Raw genomic sequence first — 20,690 nt, 5'->3', positions numbered from 1 at the left:
CCAGGGACACCGGCGAGGACGAGGAAGAGGTAGGGACATGGACGGGATCCGAGCGATGTTCGCGGGCATGCCGTGGTGGGTCAAGTGGGTCGCCGTTCCGCTGCTGGCGCTCTTCGTCTTCGGCGGTGTCATCACCTCGATCATCGGCACGCTGATCGGCTTCGCCTTCAAGGTGCTGCTGTTCGCGGCGCTGGTCGGCGGTCTGATCTTCGTGGTCAAGAAGTTCACGGGCAACGGGGCGAAGAGCTCCTCCGACGGCTGGTAGGCCGTCGCGTCCGAGGGGTGCGCGCATTGCGCCAGGCGGGCGAACATCGCCTGGCAAACCTCTCATCACGTGGCAATCGGTGGATAGGCTGGCAATCCGTGCCGTTCCCTGGGCGCCGGCGGGCCCCCGGGCCCGCCGCCACGCCTGGGGGTGAGCTGTGTCTCCGGTCCACAATGCCGGTGTGCCGACGCTGATCGGTTCGGTGCAGAGGGCGCTGCGGCTGCTGGAAGCGGCGGGCTCCCATAGCGGTGGAGCCCCGGCGAAACAGCTGGCGCGCGAGGCCGGGCTCCCGCTCCCCACCGCGTACCACCTGCTGCGCACCCTGACGCACGAGGGCTATCTGCGCCGGGAGGGCGGGGTGTTCGTCCTCGGCGACGCGGCCGCCAGGCTGGGGCACGGGGGACTTCAGCAGAAACGTCGCAGCATGATCCTCGACTCCCTCGCGCACTTCCGCGACGTGGTCGGGGCCCCCGTCTACTTCGCGGTCTACCGCGAGGGTGAGATCGAGGTCGTGGGCGTCTCGGACACCCCGGCGAACCCCGCCTGCGAGGAGTGGGCCGACTTCCGCGCCACCGCGCACGCGCACGCCATCGGCCAGTGCCTGCTGGGGCAGTTGGACGAGAAGACGCGCAGGGACTACTACGACCGTCATCCGGTCGAGGGCATCACGCCGTACACCGTGCGGGACATGCGCACGCTGGAGGACCGGATCGGCTCCCTGGAGCGGATGCAGCCGGTGACCGAGCGTCAGGAGTACGCCCTGGGGACGGTCTGCGCGGCCATCCCGATCACCGCCGGGGACGCGGCCGCGACCATGGCCATTTCTCTACCTGTGCACCAGGAATCGCGCTTGCTCTATGTAGTCGATCGACTACGGAGTGAAGTAGGCGCGCTGTTGAGCACCCTCTCCTTCTCTATCAGTATCTGAAAACTCACTCCTTGTGATCTGCTCGCGCTTCCACCACCCTTGTCAAGAGGGCCCTGGGGGACCATTCCTGGCCACTTCCACTACAGCGGGGTAGGCAATGCGCGAGTCGGTACAGGCAGAGGTCATGATGAGCTTCCTCGTTTCCGAGGAGCTCGCGTTCCGTATTCCGGTGGAGCTCCGGTACGACGCCCGTGACCCCTACGCCGTACGCCTGACCTTCCACCTTCCCGGAGACGCCCCGGTGACCTGGGCGTTCGGCCGGGAGCTGCTCCTCGACGGCATCAACAGGCCGTGCGGCGACGGGGACGTGCACATCGCCCCCACCGATCCGGGAGCGCTCTGCGACGTCCACATCCGCCTCCAGGTCGGCGGCGACCGGGCCCTGTTCCGGGCCGGCGCCGCCCCGCTCGTCGCGTTCCTCGACCGGACCGACCGGCTCGTTCCGCTCGGTCAGGAGCGCAGCCTCGGCGACTTCGAGGAGACCCTCGACGAGGAGCTCTGCCGGATCCTCGCCGAGGCCCAGCAGCAGAACGAGCAGAACGCGGGCTGAACCCCCGGCTCCGGGAGCTTCCCCGCCCTCAGCGCTTGCGCCGCCGGCCCCGCCCGCCGCGGGCCGGCGCCGCGGCCGGGGCGGGGGCGCCGGCGGGGCCGGTCCGGTCCGCGGAGACCACCAGCGCGGCCAGCGCCGTGGTCACCGGGACCGAGGCGACGAGCCCGATCGAGCCCACGAGGGTCCGTACGATCTCCTCGGCCACCAGCTCGCTGTTGGCCACCGTGCCCATGCTGCTGTTCGCGATGGAGAACAGCAGCAGCAGGGGCAACGCGGCGCCCGCGTAGGCCAGTACGAGCGTGTTCACCACGGACGCGATGTGGTCGCGGCCGATCCGGATGGCCGCCCGGTACAGGGCGCGGGGGCCCATCTTCGGGTCCGCCTGGTGGAGTTCCCAGACGGCCGAGGTCTGGGTGACCGTCACGTCGTCGAGGACGCCGAGCGATCCGATGATCACGCCCGCGAGCAGCAGACCGCTCATGTCGATGTTCGGGTAGAGCCCGTGGATCAGCCCGGTGTTGTCGTCCGTGTTCCCGCTCAGGAACGCCCAGCCGATGAACAGCGAGCCCAGCAGCCCGATCAGCAGCAGTGAGACCAGGGTGCCGAGGACGGCGACCGAGGTGCGTGCGGTCAGCCCGTGGCACATGTAGAGGGCGATCAGCATGATCGCGCTGGCTCCGACCACCGCGACGACCAGGGGGTTCGAACCCTGCAGGATCGCCGGGAGGATGAAGAGGGTCAGCACCCCGAAGCTGACCACGAGCGCGATGAGCGCGAACAGTCCGCGCATCCGGCCGACGACGACCACCGCGACCGCGAAGACGGCCGCCAGGAGGGCCATCGGGAACTTCCGGTTCAGGTCGATCACGGAGTACTGGAGGTCGCGCGGCGCGTCCGGCGCGTAGGCGACCACCACCTCCTGGTCCTTCTCCAGCTGTCTCGGCGCGCCCGGCTGGACGATCTCGAAGAAGACGCGGCCCTTGTCCGGTCCGGTGCCCACCTCGACGGTGGCCCGCTTGCACGACCCGGCCTGCGCGCCGCGTCCCTCGGGGGCGGGGGTGCTGCCGGTGGGGGGCACCTGCGAGGCGTTCACCGACTTGCAGTCGACGTTCGAGAGGGCGACCACCTTGCCCTGCTGGGTCTGGCGGTCGAAGCCCACCCCGGTGCGCTCGTGGGCGGGGGCGCCGCCCGGCCACAGCACCACCATGCCGACGCAGACGGCGGCGGCGAAGGGGATGAGGACGGCGGAGATGACCTTGCGCAGGTGCTTGGAGACGGGGGCCGCCGGCCCGTGGCCGTGACTGTGGCCGTGGCCGTGGCCGTGGCCGTGGCCGTGGCCGTGCCCATGCCCTTGTCCGTGGCCTTGTCCGTGATCGGGGGATCCGTGGCCGTGGGAAGGCCCCTCGCCACCGCCGGCCGCATGTCCGTGGGACGCATGCTCGTGGCCGGTGTGGCCCAAGGGGTCTGTGGGCTCGTTGGGGGGCTGCGGCGAGGTCGTCACCGGCAGATCATCGCAAGAGATGAGGGGGCCCACTGTTCAGCACGCCACAGATGACGCTAGCGTGGGGGCTACTTTGCACAACGCGGGAGCTCGGAGCACCGGGCTGAGAGGGCGCTGATCACCGTACGCGCATGAGAATGCGTACGGGAGGAGGCTGCGTCGACCGCCGAACCTGTTACCGGGTAATGCCGGCGTAGGGAGATCAGGTCTCATGACCATTCAGGACGCACGCACGCCTGCCGCCGGCGAGAACGCCGACGGCCAGACCGAGCGCCAGCCCGGCTGGCACAAGGGATACCTGGCGGGTTCCCGCCCGGACATCCGGGTGCCGGTCCGCCAGGTCCACCTCACCAACGGCAAGGACGTCACGCTCTACGACACGTCCGGTCCGTACACCGACCCGCAGATCGAGACCGACGTGCGCCGCGGCCTGCCGCCGCTGCGCGAGAACTGGATCATCGGCCGCGGTGACACCGAGGAGTACGCGGGCCGTCCCGTGCGCCCCGAGGACGACGGCATCAAGCACACCTCGCCCCGCGGTGGCCTCAAGAACCTCGACGCGGTCTTCCCGGGCCGTCCGCGCCTGCCGCGCCGGGGCCGTGGCGGCCAGGCCGTCACGCAGCTCGCGTACGCCCGCCGGGGCGAGATCACCCCGGAGATGGAGTACGTCGCGCTCCGCGAGAACGTCTCCCCCGAGGTCGTTCGCGAGGAGATCGCCGCAGGTCGCGCGGTGCTTCCGGCCAACGTGAACCACCCGGAGATCGAGCCGATGATCATCGGCAAGCGGTTCCTGGTAAAGGTCAACGCCAACATCGGCAACTCGGCCGTCACCTCCTCCATCGAGGAGGAGGTCGACAAGATGACCTGGGCCACCAAGTGGGGCGCCGACACGGTCATGGACCTCTCGACCGGCCGCAACATCCACACCACGCGTGAGTGGGTCCTGCGCAACTCCCCCGTCCCGATCGGCACCGTGCCGCTCTACCAGGCGCTGGAGAAGGTCGACGGCCGTGCCGAGGACCTGACCTGGGAGATCTACAAGGACACGGTCATCGAGCAGGCCGAGCAGGGCGTCGACTACATGACGGTCCACGCCGGCGTGCTGCTGCCGTACGTGCCGCTGACGGCCCGCCGCAAGACCGGCATCGTCTCGCGCGGTGGCTCGATCATGGCCGCCTGGTGCCTGGCGCACCACAAGGAGAACTTCCTCTACACGAACTTCGAGGAGCTCTGCGAGATCCTCGCGGCGTACGACGTCACCTACTCGCTCGGTGACGGCCTGCGCCCCGGCTCCATCGCGGACGCCAACGACGCGGCGCAGTTCGCCGAGCTCAAGACGCTGGGCGAGCTGAACACGATCGCCAAGCGGCACAACGTGCAGACGATGATCGAGGGCCCGGGCCACGTCCCGATGCACAAGATCAAGGAGAACATCGACCTCCAGCAGGAGATCTGCGAGGAGGCGCCGTTCTACACGCTCGGCCCGCTCACCACGGACGTCGCGCCCGCGTACGACCACATCACCTCCGGCATCGGCGCCGCGATGATCGCCTGGTGGGGCACCGCGATGCTCTGCTACGTGACGCCCAAGGAGCACCTGGGCCTGCCCAACCGCGACGACGTGAAGACCGGCGTCATCACGTACAAGATCGCGGCGCACGCGGCCGACCTGGCCAAGGGCCACCCGGGCGCCCAGGAGTGGGACGACGCCCTGTCCGACGCCCGGTTCGAGTTCCGCTGGGAGGACCAGTTCAACCTGGCCCTCGACCCGGACACGGCCCGCGAGTTCCACGACGAGACGCTCCCGGCCGAGCCGGCGAAGACCGCCCACTTCTGCTCCATGTGCGGTCCGAAGTTCTGCTCGATGAAGATCTCCCAGGACATCCGCCGTGAGCACGGCGGGGACCTGAAGGCCGATGAGATCGAGGCGGGCATGGCGGAGAAGTCCGCCGAGTTCGCCGCCTCGGGCAACCGCGTCTACCTCCCGCTGGCGGACTGATCCGGCCGGACGGACCGGCCCGCGGCCTCATGGGGGGAGCCGCGGGACGGTCGGTCCGGACCGCGTGAAAAAGGGTCTTGCGCTGGAGTGCGCTCCAGCTCCTAGAGTGCGGCCGCATGACCATGCGATACCGGAATCTGGGCGGGACCGGCATAGAGGTGAGTGCCCACTGCCTCGGCACGATGATGTTCGGGGCGGTGGGGAACCCGGACCACGAGGACTGTGCGCGGATCATCCACGCCGTCCTTGACCAGGGCGTCAACTTCGTGGACACCGCGGACATGTACTCCGCGGGTGAGTCCGAGGTGATCGTCGGCAAGGCACTCAAGGGGCGGCGTGACGACGTCGTGCTCGCCACCAAGGTCCACTTCCAGATGGGAGAGGGACGCAACCGCAGCGGCAACTCGCGCCGCTGGATCGTTCGGGCCGTCGAGGACAGCCTGCGCCGGCTGGACACCGAGTGGATCGATCTCTACCAGGTGCACCGGCCCGATCACTCGACCGACGTCGAGGAGACCCTGTCCGTCCTCGGCGATCTCGTCAGGGCCGGGAAGATCCGGTCCTTCGGCTGTTCGACCTTTCCCGCCGAGGAACTGGTCGAGGCCCATCACGTCGCCGAGCGGCGGGCGCTCCCCCGGTTCCGGACCGAGCAGCCGCCGTACTCGATCCTCGCGCGCGGCATCGAGGCCGATGTGCTGCCGGTCGCCCGCCGGTACGGGATGGGCGTGCTCACCTGGAGCCCCCTCGCCTCGGGCTTCCTGAGCGGGAAGCACCGGCTCGGCGGTCCGGTCGATCTGACCACGGGCCGGGCGAAGCTCCACCCGGCCCGCTTCGATCCGGCCCTCCCGGGCAACGTGGCCAAGCTGGAGGCGGTGGAGAAGCTCCTGGGGATCGCCGATGACCTGGGGTGCACCCTGCCGGAGCTGGCGGTGGCCTTCCCGCTCGCGCACCCGGCGGTCACCTCGGTGATCATCGGGCCGCGCACCATGGAGCAGTTCCAGTCGCTGTCCAAGGGGGCGGGGCTGGTCCTCGACGACGAGGTGCTCGACCGGATCGACGAGATCGTCGCGCCCGGTGCGAACCTCTACCACCCGGACGGTGTCTGGCTCCCGCCGGCGCTCACGGACGCCGCCCAGCGGCGGCGCCCGCTCGGAGACCGGGCCGCGGGCTAGGCCGGCGCGGGCGATGTTTCACGTGAAACGGAGCGGTGTTTCACGTGAAACGTCCCTGGGCCCGCCTTGGCCCGGGCGAAGTCCAGGTTGGCCGTGACGCGTTCGCGGTGCTCCTCGGGGAGCCTGCCCTCGCCGAGGAGGCGCTCGCAGAGCTCCAGTGACTCGCGGTACTCGCCGACCCAGTAGGCGGCGATGGCGAGCTCGTCGAGGGCGCGCCACTCGTGCCAGGCGTACTCCACGAACAGGATGTCCTTCGGGTACGGGACGCGGACGGCCTGCCGGGCGAACATGTAGGCCAGCGGCCAGCGCTCCTCCACGCGGCAGATGCCCGCGAGGTCCCCGATGGCCTCGGCGCGCGAGGGGCGGCTCTCGAACGCGCGGAGGTAGCGGTCCGTCACCTCGGCCGCCGGACGGCCCAGGCCGGCGGCGGCCCGTGCGGCGTAGACCCGGGCGAGGTAGGTCTCCTCGTGGAAGCCGGCCATGGCCGCCCGGCGGTCGTAGGCGGCGAGGGACTTCTCCTGCTCTCCCGCGTCGCGCCAGCTCTGGCCGAGGTAGAACATGTAGCGGGCGTTGCCGGGCTCCTTGGCCAGGCCCTCTTCGAGGATCGCCGCATCGCGCAGGTACTTCTGCCGCTGGCCGCCCTCCCGGAGCCGGGCGCCCCCGCCGATGCTGAGGATGTGGGCTCCGGCGAGCGTCCCGAGGCCGTACTCGCCGCCGCAGTCGATGTACTCGTGGAGCACCCCGACGTACCGCCAGGGCAGCCGGGTGGAGACGAGCGCCGGCCGGTAGTGGACGATCGGCCCGTCGCGCAGGGCGATCCGGTAGGCGTCGAGGGTCAGCTCCGGCATCCGGAACCCCGGCTCCACCTCCATCGCGTCGTCGGCGTCGATGAACAGGAGGTAGTCGGCGTGGTCGCGGGCGAGCTCGATCGCCTCGGTCCGGCTCCCGTCGAAGCCCTTCCAGGGGCGTTCGTGGAGGGTGCCGGGGATGTCGCCGAAGCAGTCCCGGATGACGTCCTGGGTGCCGTCCGTCGACCCGGTGTCCACGATCACCCAGGTGTCGATCAGGGGGCGTACCGAGTCGAGGCACTTCCGGATGGTGGGGGCCTCGTCCTTGACGATCATGTTCAGACAGACTTTTGGTCTCATCGTCGGGGACTTTAGGGAGCGGGCACGGGCCGCCCATGGCTGGCACGCCGGGAAAGTCTGAGTTGGCCCGATTGGCGGCACAGGGTCAGCCGGTGCGCTGATAGCCGGAGTGGTCCCGAGGGCGTCGCGCGGCGATCCGTGCCCGGCGGGAGAGGCTCGACCCGCGACCGGAACCCGACGGTTCCGGTTCGAGTCACTCTGCTGAAGGAGCGCTCTATGAGTCGTGAGCACCGGGTCAAGGCCGTCCCCCTCGGTCCGCTTCCGCGAGGGAGGGTCTGGCTGGCGGGAGGCGCCCTGGCCTCGTTCTCCCTCGTACTGGTGGGCATCGTCAGCCCCGTAGTCGCGGTGGCGCAGCAGGCCGGGCCCGCGGTGGCGGTGGCGGCCGGGCCGGCCGGAGGCGGTGGCGAGGACCACTGCAAGCAGAAACCCCACCACGGGGGCGGCGATGACGACCGGCCGGAGGCGGCCCGGTCGTCCGCCCGGACTCCCGGCGGCGGCGACCGGGACGACGAATGCCGCGGACCGCGCGGTCCGCGCGGCCCGAAGGGCCCGAAGGGCGACACGGGGCCGACGGGCCCGACGGGACCGACCGGCGCGACGGGTGCGACGGGGGCTACGGGTGCGACCGGGGCTACGGGTGCGACCGGCGCGACTGGCGCTACCGGGGCTACGGGAGACATCGGCCCGACGGGGCCGACGGGTGCGACGGGTGCGACCGGTGCGACCGGCGCTACCGGTGCGACGGGTGCTACCGGTGCCACGGGCGCCACCGGGGCTACGGGAGACATCGGCCCGACGGGGCCGACGGGTGCGACCGGTGCCACGGGCGCTACCGGTGCTACCGGTGCTACCGGTGCTACCGGTGCGACGGGTGCTACCGGTGCGACGGGTGCTACCGGCGCGACGGGTGCCACCGGTGCCACGGGCGCCACCGGTGCGACCGGTGCTACGGGCGCGACGGGTGCCACCGGTGCCACGGGCGCGACAGGCGCTACCGGTGCGACGGGCGCGACGGGCGCTACCGGTGCCACGGGCGCCACCGGCCCCTGTACCGACGTCGCCCAGTACAAGCCCAGCTCCTCCGAAGAGGTCAAGGCCGTCCTGATCAAGGGCACCCCCTGGGTCGGCATCCGACGCCTGACGGGTATGGACCAGAGCTTCGAGTGGAACGACCTGAGCGACAACGGAGGCATCCCGCTGGGGGTCACCCTGTGCGGTATCGCGGTCAGCGACCACGCCAACCGGACGCACGTCGAGACCGTGGGGTCGGACGGGAAGATCTACGAGACCGAGTGCACCGAGAACCCCGCCAGCGACTTCGGTCTCACCTGCAACCTGCCCTGGACCGCCGTCCCCGCGCCGGTGGACCACCCGCCGCTGCGGCGCGCCGCCGTCCCGTCCGCGGACCCCAACCACCTCCGCAAGGAGATGAAGTAGGAGATCACTCCGGCCGGTGCTCCGGGCCGCCGAAGTCCGGGCTCGTGAAGTCCGGGCTGGAGTAGCCGGGCCGCGGGCCGGGAGCCCCGTCGGACGGGCTGCTGAAGTCGGGCCGGGTGTATCCCAGATGGGGGATGCGCCCGGCCCCCGGCGTACGGGGGACCGGGTAGCCCGTCCCGGCGGTCGGGTCGGCCAGCGCGTCGCGCAGGAACGGCATGATGCCCCGCTCCAGCAGTGCGTTGCGCCAGGCCTCCCGGGCCCGGGCGAGCTCGTCGGGTATCGGCACGCTGTCCTCCGCGGCAACCTCCGTGGAGCTGTTGCGCAGGGCCGCCACCAGCAGCGAGACCACCGCGAAGACGAGCGCCACCACGGTGAGTCCGCCGAAGAGCCAACCCGCCGTCAGCATCGTGCGGGCGAAGGCGGGTTCGGGATCGATCGCCTTCAGGCAGTAGCCCACCAGCAGGAAGATCAGCATGGCGGTGCCTGCCAGGACCGGTGCGAGGACGGCCACCACGGCGCTCACCCCCGCGCCGCCGTCACCCGTTCCGTCACCGTCCTCGGCGGTGTCCCCGTCGGCGTTCTCCCGCCCCGACAGGACCCCGTCGCGCAGTTCCTCCCGGACCTTCACGTAGTGGGCGTACTCGGCGGCCGCCGCGGCGGTCAGCAGTGCGATGGCGCTGAGGGCCATGGTGCGCAGCTGTTCGGCGTTCAGCCGTTCGCCGAGGGCGGCGAGTTCGGGCCGTTCGTCCGCCGTGCGCAGCGCCTCGTCTAGGAGCCGGTCGAACTCGGGTCGGTCTTCGATGAGCAGGTGCGGACCGCTGGTCATGTGCATCCCCCGATGCTCCGTACGGGCCGGTATTCCCGCGTAGAACCGGGTGCCGGGCCGAAACGGAGGAGAGCCTGCTACGGACAGGGCGATGGTAGAGCGCCCCGGCCATGGGGTGACAGGGACTTTCGGGAAATACCCCGCTCGGTGAACGCTCAGTCGCTCAGCGGCAGTTGTTGGACCAGCAGTTTGCCCGCCATCGTGACCCCGCCGTCCATCGCGATGGCCAGCCCGTCCGCGTAGACGTGCGGTCCGTGGACGTCCTCCGGCCCGTGCCCCTCGTCCCCGTCCTCGGTGCCCACCTCGCCCAGCAGGTACGGGATGGGGCTGTGGCCGTGGACGACGCGGCTGCCGCCGTACGTGCCGAGGAGCTCGCGCACGGCCTGCGGGCCCGTCTCCTCGTCGCGGAAGGCGAAGCGCTTGGTGAACTTGCGGAACAGGTCCCAGGTGATGTCGGCGTCGTGCCGGTTGAGCAGCTCGTGGATGGTGTCGTTGACGTCCTCGATGGAGTCGCCGTAGTCCAGGTACGCGGTGGTGTCGGAGTGCAGCAGCAGGTGCCCGTCCGCCAGCGTGGCCGCGTCCAGCCGGGACATCCACTGCAGGTGGACGTCCTCCAGGCGCTCCATGTCCGTGCGCTGGCCGCCGTTCAGCAGCCAGGCGGCCTGGAAGGTGGCGGTGCCGGCGCCGGAGTTCACCGGGGTGTCCCCGAACCGCTTCGCGCCGATGAGCAGCAGCTCGTGATTGCCCATCAGGGCCTTGCAGTAGCCCCCGGCGGCGGCGGCCTCGGCGGACAGCCGCATGACGAGGTCGATGACGCCGATGCCGTCCGGGCCGCGGTCGGTGAAGTCGCCGAGGAACCAGATCCGGGCGTTGCCCGCGGACCAGCGGCACTCGGCGTCGATGAGGTGCTGCGCCTGGAGCTCGCGGATGAGCTCGTCGAGGTAGCCGTGTACGTCGCCGACCACGTAGAGGGGGCCGTGGCCGGCGGCCGGGGCCTCCTGCGGGACGTACTGGACCTGCACGGTGTCCCCGGGCCCGCCCGTCGCGCCGCGCCCGATGACGGGCAGGTCGCGCTGGGTGGGGGTGTAGCCGTCGAGGTCGTCCTCGGGGCCGGCGGCGGGGAACTCCGCGTGGGCGGAGGCCGTGCGCTGCTGCGGTACGGTCTCCGGCGCGTAGTACGCGGGGTACTCCCCGTACGCGGGCGGCTCGCCGGGCAGGCCGGCGGACGCGGCGTACGGTGCGGGTTCGTTGACCGGCACCCGGAAGTCCCGCAGCGTGTCCGTCCGCATCGCGGGTCCCTGACCGGCCCCCTGAGTCATCGACCCCTCCACCACCGTCGCGCTGCCGTACACCTGCGGACCCTGCTCACCTCCGGGGCGGAGGGTCCGTGATGTCGTGCGCCCATCATAGGAATGCGGCTCGCGCTCTGTGACGCACCAGGGGTGGTGAATCCTGGGCGGAGCCAAACCTTCCTGCCGTTTTAGCCCGATATGAGGCTTGTTGAAATCCTCGGCGGGGCCTTCGGGCCCCGCCGATACGGCGATCCGGTGGTCAGTCCTGCGACGGTGAGCGCGGCGGACTGACGGTGGTGCGGGGAGTTCTGCGCTGCGAGGAGGTGCGGATGATCAACTCGGTCGGGACGACCTGTTCGACCGGACGGCCCGTGTCGACCCCCTCGATCGCGTCGATCAGCAGCTGCACGACGGCGGTTCCGATGCGGCGCGGCTTGAGGGAGAGCGTGGTGATGGGCGGCTCGGTGTTCGCGTAGACGGTGGACTCGCTGCAGCAGACGAGGAGCAGGTCCTCGGGGACCCGCAGCCCGTAGCGCCGGGCGGCGGCGAGCAGGTCGGTGCCGTTCGGGTCGAAGAGCCCGTAGACGGCGTCGGGGCGGTCGGGCCGGGCGAGGAGGCGGTCGGCCGCGACGGCGCCCGCGCAGGGGTCGTGGGCGGGGTAGGACTCGTAGACGGGGTCCTGGCCGACGCGCTCGCACCAGCGGAGGTAGGCGGTCGTGGAGAGCCGGGTGTAGGTGTCGGTGGTGGTGCCGGTCAGCAGCCCGATGCGGCGGGCGCCGGCGGCGGCGAGGTGGTCGAGCAGGCCCAGGACGGCGGCTTCGTGGTCGTTGTCGACCCAGGCGGTGACGGGGAGGGTGCCGGCGGGCCGTCCGTCGGAGACCACGGGCAGCCCCTGGCGGACGAGCTCGCTGACCACGGGATCGTGGTCGGAGGGGTCGATGACGACCGTGCCGTCGAGGGCCACGTTGGACCAGACGTCGTGCCGCGAGGTGGCCGGGAGGATGACGAGGGCGTAGCCGCGGGCGAGCGCGGCGGAGGTGGCGGCCCGTGCCATCTCGGCGAAGTACGCGAATTCGGTGAAGGTGAAAGGTTCATCCCCGTACGTCGTCACGGTCAGGCCGATGAGGCCCGACTTTCCGGTACGGAGCGTGCGGGCGGCGGCCGACGGGCGGTAGCCCAGCCGGTCGGCCACCTCGCGGACGTGGCGGCGGGTGGCGTCCGGCAGCCGCCCCTTGCCATTGAGCGCGTCGGACACGGTGGTGATGGACACGCCCGCGGCGGCGGCCACATCCCTGATACCGGCCCGGCCCTGTCGGCCGCCGACCCGCCGGGTGGTCTCGGCCCGGCTCACGTGATGCTTCCCTGCTGCTGTCATGGCGAGCCGATAGTAGGGCTCGGAGGGGCGGGCGGTTCAGGTGCATATGCACGGGTTGACAGGCACGATTCTGCTTGGTTCGCCACCCCCAATGACCTTGGAATTGAAGGTATTTGGTGATTTGAGCCAAAGGTGGGGCCTGTCGGCGGGTCCGGGCATGCCAAAACGCGGCGGCCCCGGGCCGTTCGCAACTCACCTGCACGAGGGACGCGCGCCACGGCGCGGGCCACCGGCGCGCGCATATATGCGCGCGCTCCCCCTGTGTTCCTGGCGCCCGCCATTCTCGGATCGGCGGAATCCTCATAAGGTGAGCAGTATTGAGTCGACGGAGACGTCGACGGGACGGTCGAGGAGGACCTGCGGTGAGCGAGAAGAGCCCGAAGCTGCGCGCCGAGCTGGACGGCATCCCCACCTACAAGCCCGGCAAGCCCGCCGCCGAGGGCGGGGCCGTCGCTTTCAAGCTGTCCTCGAACGAGAACCCCTACCCGCCGCTGCCGGGGGTCCTGGAGACCGCGGTCGCGGCCGCCGGCCGGTTCAACCGCTACCCGGACATGGCGTGCACCGGCCTCGTGAACGAGCTGGCCGACCGCTTCGGGGTGCCGGCCGAGCACATCGCCACCGGCACGGGTTCGGTGGGCGTGGCCCAGTCGCTGATCCAGTCGACGGCCGGCCCGGGCGACGAGGTCATGTACGCGTGGCGGTCCTTCGAGGCGTACCCGATCATCACGCAGATCTCGGGTGCGACGTCGGTGCGGGTCCCGCTGACCGACGGGGACGTCCACGACCTCGACGCGATGGCCGCCGCGATCACCGACCGCACGCGGCTGATCTTCGTTTGCAATCCCAACAACCCGACCGGCACCGCGGTGCGCCGCGCTGAGCTGGAACGATTCCTCGACCAGGTGCCCTCGGACGTCCTGGTCGTGCTCGACGAGGCCTACCGCGAGTTCGTCCGCGACACCGACGTGCCCGACGGCATCGAGCTCTACCGCGACCGCCCCAACGTCGCCGTGCTGCGTACGTTCTCCAAGGCCTACGGGCTGGCCGGGCTGCGCGTCGGCTTCGCCGTGGCGCACGAGCCGGTCGCGGCGGCGCTGCGCAAGACGGCGGTGCCCTTCGGCGTCAGCCAGCTGGCGCAGGACGCGGCGGTCGCCTCGCTGCGCGCCGAGGACGAGCTGATGGGCCGGGTCGGCGCGCTGGTGTGCGAACGCAACCGGGTGCACGAGACGCTCCTCGCCCAGGGCTGGACGGTGCCGGACACGCAGGCGAACTTCGTCTGGATGCGGCTGGGGGAGCGGACCGCCGACTTCGCGGCGGCCTGCGAGAAGGCCGGTGTGGTGGTCCGGCCCTTCGCGGGCGAGGGCCTTCGGGTCACGATCGGTGAGACCGAGGCCAATGACCTCTTCCTGCGGACGGCGGAGGCCTTCTTCAAGGAGCTGTAGTCACGGAGTCCTGGTCGTCAGACCAGTTCCACGCGGATGGGGTCGCCGTCGCGGACGGTGGCCAGCAGGCGGGGGTCGCCGTCGAACGAGCCGAGCACGTTGCAGGGGCTCGCCAGGCGGCTCTCGCCCCCGCGCGAGATGGGGGTGGGGCCGTAGGGCAGCGCGAGCGCGTCGCCCTCGGTCCAGAAGGCGACCGTGCCGGGCTCCACGACCTGGCGCGCGTCGTGCTCCAGGTCCACGGAGACGCCCGTGTCGAAGTAGACCTCCTCGCCCCAGGTGTTCGCCGAGGCGGAGATGGGGAGGGCGGCGGCCAGCGCCTTGCTGGTCGGAGTGTCGTCGAGGGTCGCGGTGAGCAGGCCCGCAGGCCATGAGATTCGAATCTGCATGGCCATATTCAACAATCTGTTGAATTTCTTGGCTAGGGGTCCGCCCTGGGTCCGCCATGGGTCCGGGGTGATGTCGCCCCCGAAGGGGACCCCCGCCTGTTTCCGGCCAAAGCCTGTAGGACATAATGCTTGTGAATGTGAACGCGTTCACAAGCGTGTCCTGCTTCCTCCCGTTATGGGGGGAACCCGCCAGGCAGACTGCCCGCTGTGACCACGGCGACGACAAGGAGCAGACGACGTGGACCTAGCTTTGGCGCCTGAGACATTGGCGCGCTGGCAGTTCGGCATCACCACCGTCTACCACTTCCTCTTCGTGCCGCTCACGATCTCGCTCGCCGCGCTGACCGCCGGCCTGCAGACCGCCTGGGTGCGCACCGAGAAGGAGAAGTACCTCAGGGCCACGAAGTTCTGGGGCAAGCTTTTCTTGATCAATATCGCGATGGGTGTCGTCACCGGCATCGTCCAGGAGTTCCAGTTCGGAATGAACTGGTCCGACTACTCGCGATTCGTCGGCGACATCTTCGGGGCCCCGCTGGCCTTCGAGGCGCTGATCGCCTTCTTCTTCGAGTCGACCTTCATCGGTCTGTGGATCTTCGGCTGGGACAAGCTGCCGAAGAAGATCCACCTGGCCTGCATCTGGATGGTCTCGCTCGGCACCGTCCTGTCCGCGTACTTCATCCTCGCGGCGAACTCCTGGATGCAGCACCCCGTCGGCTACCGCATGAACGAGGAGCGGGGCCGGGCCGAGCTCACCGACTTCTGGCGCGTCCTCACCCAGGACACCGCGCTCACCCAGTTCTTCCACACCATCACGGCCGCCTTCCTGGTCGGCGGCGCCTTCATGGTCGGCATCTCCGCCTTCCACCTCGCCCGCAAGAAGCACATCCCGGTGATGCGCAGCTCGCTGCGGGTCGGCCTGGTCGTCATGATCATCGCCGGTCTGGGCACCGCCATCAGCGGAGACATGCTCGGCAAGGTGATGTTCAAGCAGCAGCCCATGAAGATGGCCGCCGCCGAGGCCCTCTGGGACGGGGAGGCCCCCGCGCCCTTCTCCGTCTTCGCCTACGGCGACGTCGACAAGGGCCACAACAAGGTGGCCATAGAGATCCCGGGTGTGCTGTCGTTCCTCGCCAACAACGACTTCGACTCCTTCGTCCCGGGCATCAACGACGTCAACAAGGCCGAGCAGGAGAAGTTCGGCCCCGGTGACTACCGGCCGAACATCCCCGTCGCCTACTGGGGATTCCGCTGGATGATCGGCTTCGGCATGGCCTCCCTCGGCATCGGCGTGCTGGGGCTGTGGCTGACCCGCAAGCGCTTCCTGCTGCCGCCCGGGCTGCGCACCGGAGAGGACGAGGTCCCCCATCTCGTCCTCTTCAAGAAGGCGCTCAGCCCGAGGTTCTCGCAGCTGTACTGGCTGGTCGCGCTCTGGACCATGTGCTTCCCGCTGATCGCCAACTCCTGGGGCTGGATCTTCACCGAGATGGGCCGCCAGCCCTGGGTGGTCTACGGCGTGCTGCGCACGAGGGACGCGGTCTCGCCGAACGTCTCGCAGGGCGAGGTGCTCACCTCGATGATCGGCTTCACGCTGCTCTACGCCGTCCTCGCCGTGATCGAGGTCAGGCTCCTCGTGAAGTACGTCAAGGCCGGCCCGCCCGAGCTGACGGAGGCCGATCTCAACCCGCCCGCCCGGATCGGCGGGGACGACGCGAACGCCGACCGGCCCATGGCCTTCTCGTACTGAGGCAGGAAGGAGCACACCATGCAGCTTCACGACGTCTGGTTCGTACTCATCGCCGTCCTGTGGATCGGCTACTTCTTCCTGGAGGGCTTCGACTTCGGCATCGGCGTACTGACCAAGCTCCTCGCCCGCGACCGCACCGAGAAGCGGGTCCTGATCAATACGATCGGCCCCGTCTGGGACGGCAACGAGGTCTGGCTGCTCACGGCCGGCGGCGCCACCTTCGCCGCCTTCCCCGAGTGGTACGCCACCCTGTTCTCCGGCTTCTACCTGCCGCTGCTGCTCATCCTGGTCTGCCTGATCGTCCGGGGCGTGGCCTTCGAGTACCGGCACAAGCGGTCCGAGGACAGATGGCAGACCAACTGGGAACACGCCATCTTCTGGACCTCGCTGATCCCCGCCTTCCTGTGGGGCGTGGCCTTCGCCAACATCGTGCGCGGCGTGAAGATCGACCAGCACATGGAGTACGTCGGAAGCCTCTTCGACCTGCTCAACGTGTACTCGCTCCTGGGCGGCCTGGTCACCCTCACCCTGTTCACCTTCCACGGCGCGGTGTTCGCCTCGCTCAAGACGGTCGGCGACATCCGGGACCGTGCGCGGGCGCTGGCGACCCGGCTGGGCGTGGTGGCGGCCGTGCTGGCCCTGGCCTTCCTGATCTGGACCCAGGTCTCGCGCGGTGACGGCCGGAGCCTGATCGCCCTGGCCGTCGCGGTGGCCGCCCTGGTGGCCGCCATCGGGTTCAACCTGGCGGGCCGTGAGGGCTGGTCGTTCGCCCTGTCCGGGATCACCATCGCGGCGGCGGTCGCGATGCTCTTCCTGACGCTGTTCCCGAACGTCATGCCGTCCTCGCTGAACGAGGCGTGGAACCTCACGGTCACCAACGCCTCGTCCACCCCGTACACCCTGAAGATCATGACCTGGTGCGCCGGTGTGGCCGCTCCGCTCGTGATGCTCTACCAGGGCTGGACGTACTGGGTGTTCCGCAAGCGGATCGGTACGCAGCACATCGCCGACGCGCACTGACCGCGCGCGTCACCCCGCCCGACCCTGCCGAGGGGATGTTTCACGTGAAACCGATCGACCCGCGCCTGCTGCGGTACGCCCGTTCCACCCGCCTCTTCCTGGGGGCGGTGGTGGCCCTCGGCCTCGCCGGGGCGGGGCTGGTCGTCGGTCAGGCGATGCTGATCGCCGAGATCGTGGTCGGAGCCTTCGAACGGGGACTCGGCGCGGGGGCGCTCCGGACGCCACTGCTGCTGCTCGCGGCGGTGGCGCTCGGGCGCGCCCTGGTCGCCTGGCTCACCGAGCTGGCCGCGCACCGGGCCGGCGCGGCGGTCAAGTCGGAGCTGCGCGGCCGGCTGCTGGAGCGGGCCGCGGACCTCGGCCCCGGCTGGCTCGGCGGGCAGCGCACGGGCTCGCTGGTCTCCCTGGCCACCCGGGGAGTGGACGCGCTCGACGACTACTTCTCCCGCTACCTGCCCCAGCTGGGGCTCGCCGTGGTGGTGCCGGTGGCGGTCCTGGCCCGGATCGTCACCGAGGACTGGGTGTCGGCGGCCATCATCGTCGTCACCCTCCCCCTGATCCCGCTGTTCATGATCCTGATCGGGATGGCCACGCAGAGCCGGATGGACCGCCAGTGGCGGCTGCTGTCCAGGCTGTCGGGGCACTTCCTCGACGTGGTGGCGGGACTCCCGACGCTCAAGGTCTTCGGCCGGGCCAAGGCGCAGGCCGAGTCGATCCGCAAGATCACCGATGACTACCGCCAGGCCACGATGCGCACGCTGCGCATCGCCTTCCTGTCCTCCTTCGCCCTCGAACTCCTCGCCACCCTGTCGGTGGCGCTGGTCGCGGTGACCATCGGCATGCGGCTCGTGCACGGGGAACTGGACCTGTACACGGGCCTGGTCATCCTGATCCTCGCGCCGGAGGCCTATCTGCCGCTGCGCCAGGTCGGCGCCCAGTACCACGCGGCCGCCGAGGGGCTGGCCGCCGCGGAGGAGATCTTCGCCGTCCTGGAGACCCCGGCCCCCGTGCCGGGCGCCGGGGCGCCGGTGCCGGCCGGCGGGCCGGTCATCGAGCTCGACGCCGTCGAGGTCCGCCACGAGGGGCGCGCCGTCTCCTCCCCCGGGCCGGTGTCGCTGGTCGTCGGGCCCGGTGAGTGCGTGGCGCTCACCGGGCCGAGCGGGGCGGGCAAGTCCACCCTGCTGAACGTCCTGCTCGGGTTCGTCACGCCCACGGCCGGGCAGGTCCGCGTCGGCGGTGCGGACCTCGCCGGACTCTCCCTCGAACAGTGGCGGGAGCGGATCGCCTGGGTGCCCCAGCGGCCGCACCTGTTCGCCGGAACCATCGCCGAGAACGTCCGCCTGGCCCGGCCCGGTGCCGATGACGAGGCGGTGGAGACGGCGCTGCGCGACGCCGGGGCCTGGGAGTTCGTCTCGGCCCTGCCGCGCGGGACGCGGACCCTGCTCGGCGAGGGCGGCACGGGCCTGTCCGCCGGCCAGCGCCAGCGGCTGGCCCTGGCCCGGGCCTTCCTCGCGGACCGGCCGGTGCTGCTGCTGGACGAGCCCACGGCCGCCCTGGACGGGGAGACCGAGGCCGCGATCGTGGAGGCCGTACGGCGCCTCGCGGCCGGGCGGACCGTCCTCCTCGTGGTGCACCGCCCGGCGCTGCTGGCGGTCGCCGACCGGGTGGTGTCGGTGGGCGAGGGCGGCGAGGACGCGGCCGAACGGAAGACGGCACCGGTCCCGGCCTCCGGGGCCGCCCCGCGTACGGCCGCGGGGATGTCCGACCCCGGGGAGTGGATCCTCGGGACCTCGCGGGAACGGACCGGCGGCGGGGGCGCGGACTCGGGCGGCGGGGACCCGCTGCGGCGCGTGCGGGCCGTGGCCTCGGCCTGGCAGGGCCGGTTCCGGCTCGGGCTGCTGCTCGGGGCACTGGCCGTCGGGTGCAGCGTCGGGCTGATGGCCGTGTCCGGGTGGCTGATCTCCCGGGCGTCCGAGCAGCCGCCGGTGCTGTACCTGATGGTGGCCGTCACGGCGACCCGGGCCTTCGGCCTCGGGCGGGCCGTCTTCCGGTACGCCGAGCGCCTGGTGTCGCACGACGCCGTCCTGCGGATGCTCGCCGATCTGCGGGTCGCCGTGTACCGGAGGCTGGAGAAGATCGCGCCCGCCGGACTGCGCGGGCAGCGGCACGGGGACCTGCTGTCCCGCCTGGTCGCCGACGCCGACGCGCTCCAGGACTACTGGCTGCGCTGGCTGCTGCCGGTGGGCACCGCGCTGCTCGTGGGCACCGGATCGGTGGCGTTCACGGCCTGGCTGCTGCCCGGGGCGGGCGCGGCGCTGGCGGTGGGGCTGCTCGTGGCCGGGATCGGGGTTCCGCTGGTCAGCGGGGCGTGCGCGCGCGGTGCCGAGCGGCGGCTCGCACCCGCCCGGGGCGAGCTCGCCACCCGGGTGGCCGACCTGCTGACGGGTACCGCGGAACTCACCGTCGCCGGCGCCCTCGCCGACCGGAAGGCCCGGGCGCGGGACGCGGACGGGGTGCTCACCCGGATCGCCTCGCGCGGGGCCGCGGCAGCCGGACTGGGCGGCGGGCTGTCCGCCCTGGTGTGCGGGCTCACCGTGGTGGGCGCCGCGTTCGCCGGCGCGGGCGCCGTCGCGGACGGGCGGCTGTCCGGAGTGGCCATGGCGGTGGTGGTGCTGACCCCGCTCGCCGCGTTCGAGGCGGTCAGCGGGCTCCCCCTCGCGGTCCAGTACCGGCAGCGGGTGCGCCGGAGCGCCGAGCGCGTGTACGAGGTCATCGACGCGCCCGTGCCCGTCGCCGACCCGGCCGAGCCGCGCGAGCTGCCCTCCTCGCCCTTCCCGCTGACGCTCACCGGACTCGCCGCCCGGCACGGCGGACAGGAGCGGGACGCGCTGCGGGGGCTGGACCTGACCCTGGAGGCCGGCCGGCGCATCGCGGTCGTCGGGCCCTCGGGCTCGGGCAAGACCACGCTGGCCCAGGTCCTGCTCCGCTTCCTCGACCCGAGCGAGGGGACGTACTCCCTGGGCGGGACGGACGCCCGCGCCCTCGACGGCGACGGGGTACGCCGCCTCGTCGGGCTGTGCGCCCAGGACGCCCACATCTTCGACAGCTCGGTCCGCGAGAACCTGCGCCTGGCCCGTACCGGCGCGAGCGGGGAGGAGCTGCGGGAGGCGCTCGCCGCGGCACGCCTGCTGGAGTGGGCCGACGGGCTCCCGGACGGGCTCGACACCCTGGTCGGCGAGCACGGGCAGCGCCTCTCGGGCGGCCAGCGCCAGCGGCTCGCCCTGGCCCGCGCCCTGCTCGCGGACTTCCCCGTCCTCGTCCTCGACGAGCCGGCCGAGCACCTGGACCTGGCGACCGCGGACGCCCTGACGGCGGACCTGCTGGAGGCTACCGAGGGCCGGGCGACCGTGCTGATCACGCACCGGCTCGCCGGGCTGGAGGCGGTCGACGAGGTGCTCGTGCTGGACCGGGGCGAGGTCGTGCAGCGGGGTGCGTACGCGGAGCTGGCCGCCGTCGAGGGTCCGCTGCGGAGCCTGCTGGAGCGGGAACGGAGGGCGGGCGTGATTCCGGCCGAGTCCACAGCCGTCTCCACGAGCTGACTTTCCCTC

Annotated in this window: 16 protein-coding genes and 1 riboswitch; of the genes, 10 read left to right on the top strand and 6 right to left on the bottom strand. The window is 71.3% G+C overall.

The features are described 5' to 3' along the window. Nucleotides 1-37: 37 nt before the first annotated feature. The 3 genes from AB0O29_RS02710 (at nucleotide 38) to AB0O29_RS02700 (ending at nucleotide 1,743) form a co-directional block, all read left to right on the top strand. Entirely contained in the window at nucleotides 38-265 is a 228-nt protein-coding gene (locus AB0O29_RS02710) for a DUF5326 family protein (protein WP_365144958.1), read from the top strand. 181 nt (nucleotides 266-446) lie between these two features. After that, a complete protein-coding gene (locus AB0O29_RS02705; protein WP_365144955.1) occupies nucleotides 447-1,193 on the top strand; it encodes a helix-turn-helix domain-containing protein in 747 nt (248 codons plus the stop codon). 97 nt (nucleotides 1,194-1,290) lie between these two features. Further along, nucleotides 1,291-1,743 carry an SsgA family sporulation/cell division regulator gene (locus AB0O29_RS02700; RefSeq protein WP_365144952.1) on the top strand — a complete coding sequence of 151 codons (453 nt, stop codon included), beginning with the start codon at nucleotides 1,291-1,293 and terminating at the stop codon, nucleotides 1,741-1,743. Between the two features lie 28 nt (nucleotides 1,744-1,771). On the opposite strand, the gene AB0O29_RS02695 is transcribed toward AB0O29_RS02700, so the two are convergent. Continuing rightward, on the bottom strand, nucleotides 1,772-3,244 hold the full coding sequence (locus AB0O29_RS02695; RefSeq protein ID WP_365144950.1) for a YibE/F family protein: 1,473 nt from the start codon (nucleotides 3,242-3,244) through the stop codon (nucleotides 1,772-1,774). Between the two features lie 72 nt (nucleotides 3,245-3,316). After that, nucleotides 3,317-3,461: riboswitch (TPP riboswitch) on the top strand. On the opposite strand from AB0O29_RS02695, the gene thiC reads away from it, so the two are divergent. Next, nucleotides 3,456-5,243: a phosphomethylpyrimidine synthase ThiC gene (thiC, locus tag AB0O29_RS02690; protein WP_365144947.1), complete on the top strand. Its 1,788-nt coding sequence runs from the start codon at nucleotides 3,456-3,458 to the stop codon at nucleotides 5,241-5,243. Its footprint overlaps the riboswitch before it by 6 nt. Before the next feature lie 122 nt (nucleotides 5,244-5,365). Further along, nucleotides 5,366-6,415, top strand: a complete 1,050-nt coding sequence (locus AB0O29_RS02685; RefSeq protein WP_365145030.1) for an aldo/keto reductase — start codon at nucleotides 5,366-5,368, stop codon at nucleotides 6,413-6,415. On the opposite strand, the gene AB0O29_RS02680 is transcribed toward AB0O29_RS02685, so the two are convergent. Beyond that, nucleotides 6,412-7,563, bottom strand: a complete 1,152-nt coding sequence (locus AB0O29_RS02680) for a glycosyltransferase (RefSeq protein ID WP_365144944.1) — start codon at nucleotides 7,561-7,563, stop codon at nucleotides 6,412-6,414. The genes AB0O29_RS02685 and AB0O29_RS02680 overlap by 4 nt on opposite strands. Nucleotides 7,564-8,709: 1,146 nt before the next feature. Here AB0O29_RS02680 and AB0O29_RS02675 point away from each other — a divergent pair. Further along, entirely contained in the window at nucleotides 8,710-9,000 is a 291-nt protein-coding gene (locus AB0O29_RS02675) for a hypothetical protein (RefSeq protein WP_365144941.1), read from the top strand. A gap of 4 nt (nucleotides 9,001-9,004) precedes the next feature. Here AB0O29_RS02675 and AB0O29_RS02670 read toward each other — a convergent pair whose 3' ends face one another. The 3 genes from AB0O29_RS02670 to AB0O29_RS02660 all read right to left on the bottom strand — a co-directional run bounded on the left by AB0O29_RS02670 (nucleotide 9,005) and on the right by AB0O29_RS02660 (nucleotide 12,493). Further along, entirely contained in the window at nucleotides 9,005-9,832 is an 828-nt protein-coding gene (locus AB0O29_RS02670; protein WP_365144938.1) for a hypothetical protein, read from the bottom strand. A gap of 149 nt (nucleotides 9,833-9,981) precedes the next feature. After that, nucleotides 9,982-11,160 carry a metallophosphoesterase gene (locus AB0O29_RS02665; RefSeq protein WP_365145027.1) on the bottom strand — a complete coding sequence of 393 codons (1,179 nt, stop codon included), beginning with the start codon at nucleotides 11,158-11,160 and terminating at the stop codon, nucleotides 9,982-9,984. Between the two features lie 217 nt (nucleotides 11,161-11,377). Continuing rightward, entirely contained in the window at nucleotides 11,378-12,493 is a 1,116-nt protein-coding gene (locus tag AB0O29_RS02660) for a LacI family DNA-binding transcriptional regulator (protein ID WP_365144935.1), read from the bottom strand. Between the two features lie 362 nt (nucleotides 12,494-12,855). Here AB0O29_RS02660 and hisC point away from each other — a divergent pair, with 362 nt between their 5' ends. Further along, nucleotides 12,856-13,935, top strand: coding sequence for a histidinol-phosphate transaminase (hisC, locus tag AB0O29_RS02655; RefSeq protein ID WP_365144932.1), 1,080 nt, complete (start codon nucleotides 12,856-12,858; stop codon nucleotides 13,933-13,935). A 17-nt stretch (nucleotides 13,936-13,952) separates the two neighbouring features. Here the strand turns inward: hisC and AB0O29_RS02650 are convergent, their stop codons facing one another. Then, nucleotides 13,953-14,321: a cyclophilin-like fold protein gene (locus tag AB0O29_RS02650; RefSeq protein WP_365144929.1), complete on the bottom strand. Its 369-nt coding sequence runs from the start codon at nucleotides 14,319-14,321 to the stop codon at nucleotides 13,953-13,955. Nucleotides 14,322-14,559: 238 nt separating this feature from the next. Here AB0O29_RS02650 and AB0O29_RS02645 point away from each other — a divergent pair, with 238 nt between their 5' ends. From AB0O29_RS02645 to cydD, 3 genes are read left to right on the top strand one after another with little or no spacing between them, the layout of a single operon-like run. Then, on the top strand, nucleotides 14,560-16,065 hold the full coding sequence (locus tag AB0O29_RS02645; RefSeq protein ID WP_365144926.1) for a cytochrome ubiquinol oxidase subunit I: 1,506 nt from the start codon (nucleotides 14,560-14,562) through the stop codon (nucleotides 16,063-16,065). Between the two features lie 18 nt (nucleotides 16,066-16,083). After that, nucleotides 16,084-17,085 (top strand): cytochrome d ubiquinol oxidase subunit II, encoded by a 1,002-nt coding sequence (cydB, locus tag AB0O29_RS02640; protein WP_365144923.1) that lies wholly within the window; start codon nucleotides 16,084-16,086, stop codon nucleotides 17,083-17,085. A 44-nt stretch (nucleotides 17,086-17,129) separates the two neighbouring features. Continuing rightward, on the top strand, nucleotides 17,130-20,681 hold the full coding sequence (cydD, locus tag AB0O29_RS02635; protein WP_365144920.1) for a thiol reductant ABC exporter subunit CydD: 3,552 nt from the start codon (nucleotides 17,130-17,132) through the stop codon (nucleotides 20,679-20,681). Nucleotides 20,682-20,690: the final 9 nt, after the last annotated feature.

Source organism: Streptomyces sp. NPDC089915, from assembly GCF_040684675.1.
Taxonomy (GTDB): domain Bacteria; phylum Actinomycetota; class Actinomycetes; order Streptomycetales; family Streptomycetaceae; genus Streptomyces.
The sequence above is the reverse complement of the archived record's forward strand: the minus strand, read 5'-3'. Positions and strand labels throughout refer to the sequence as shown.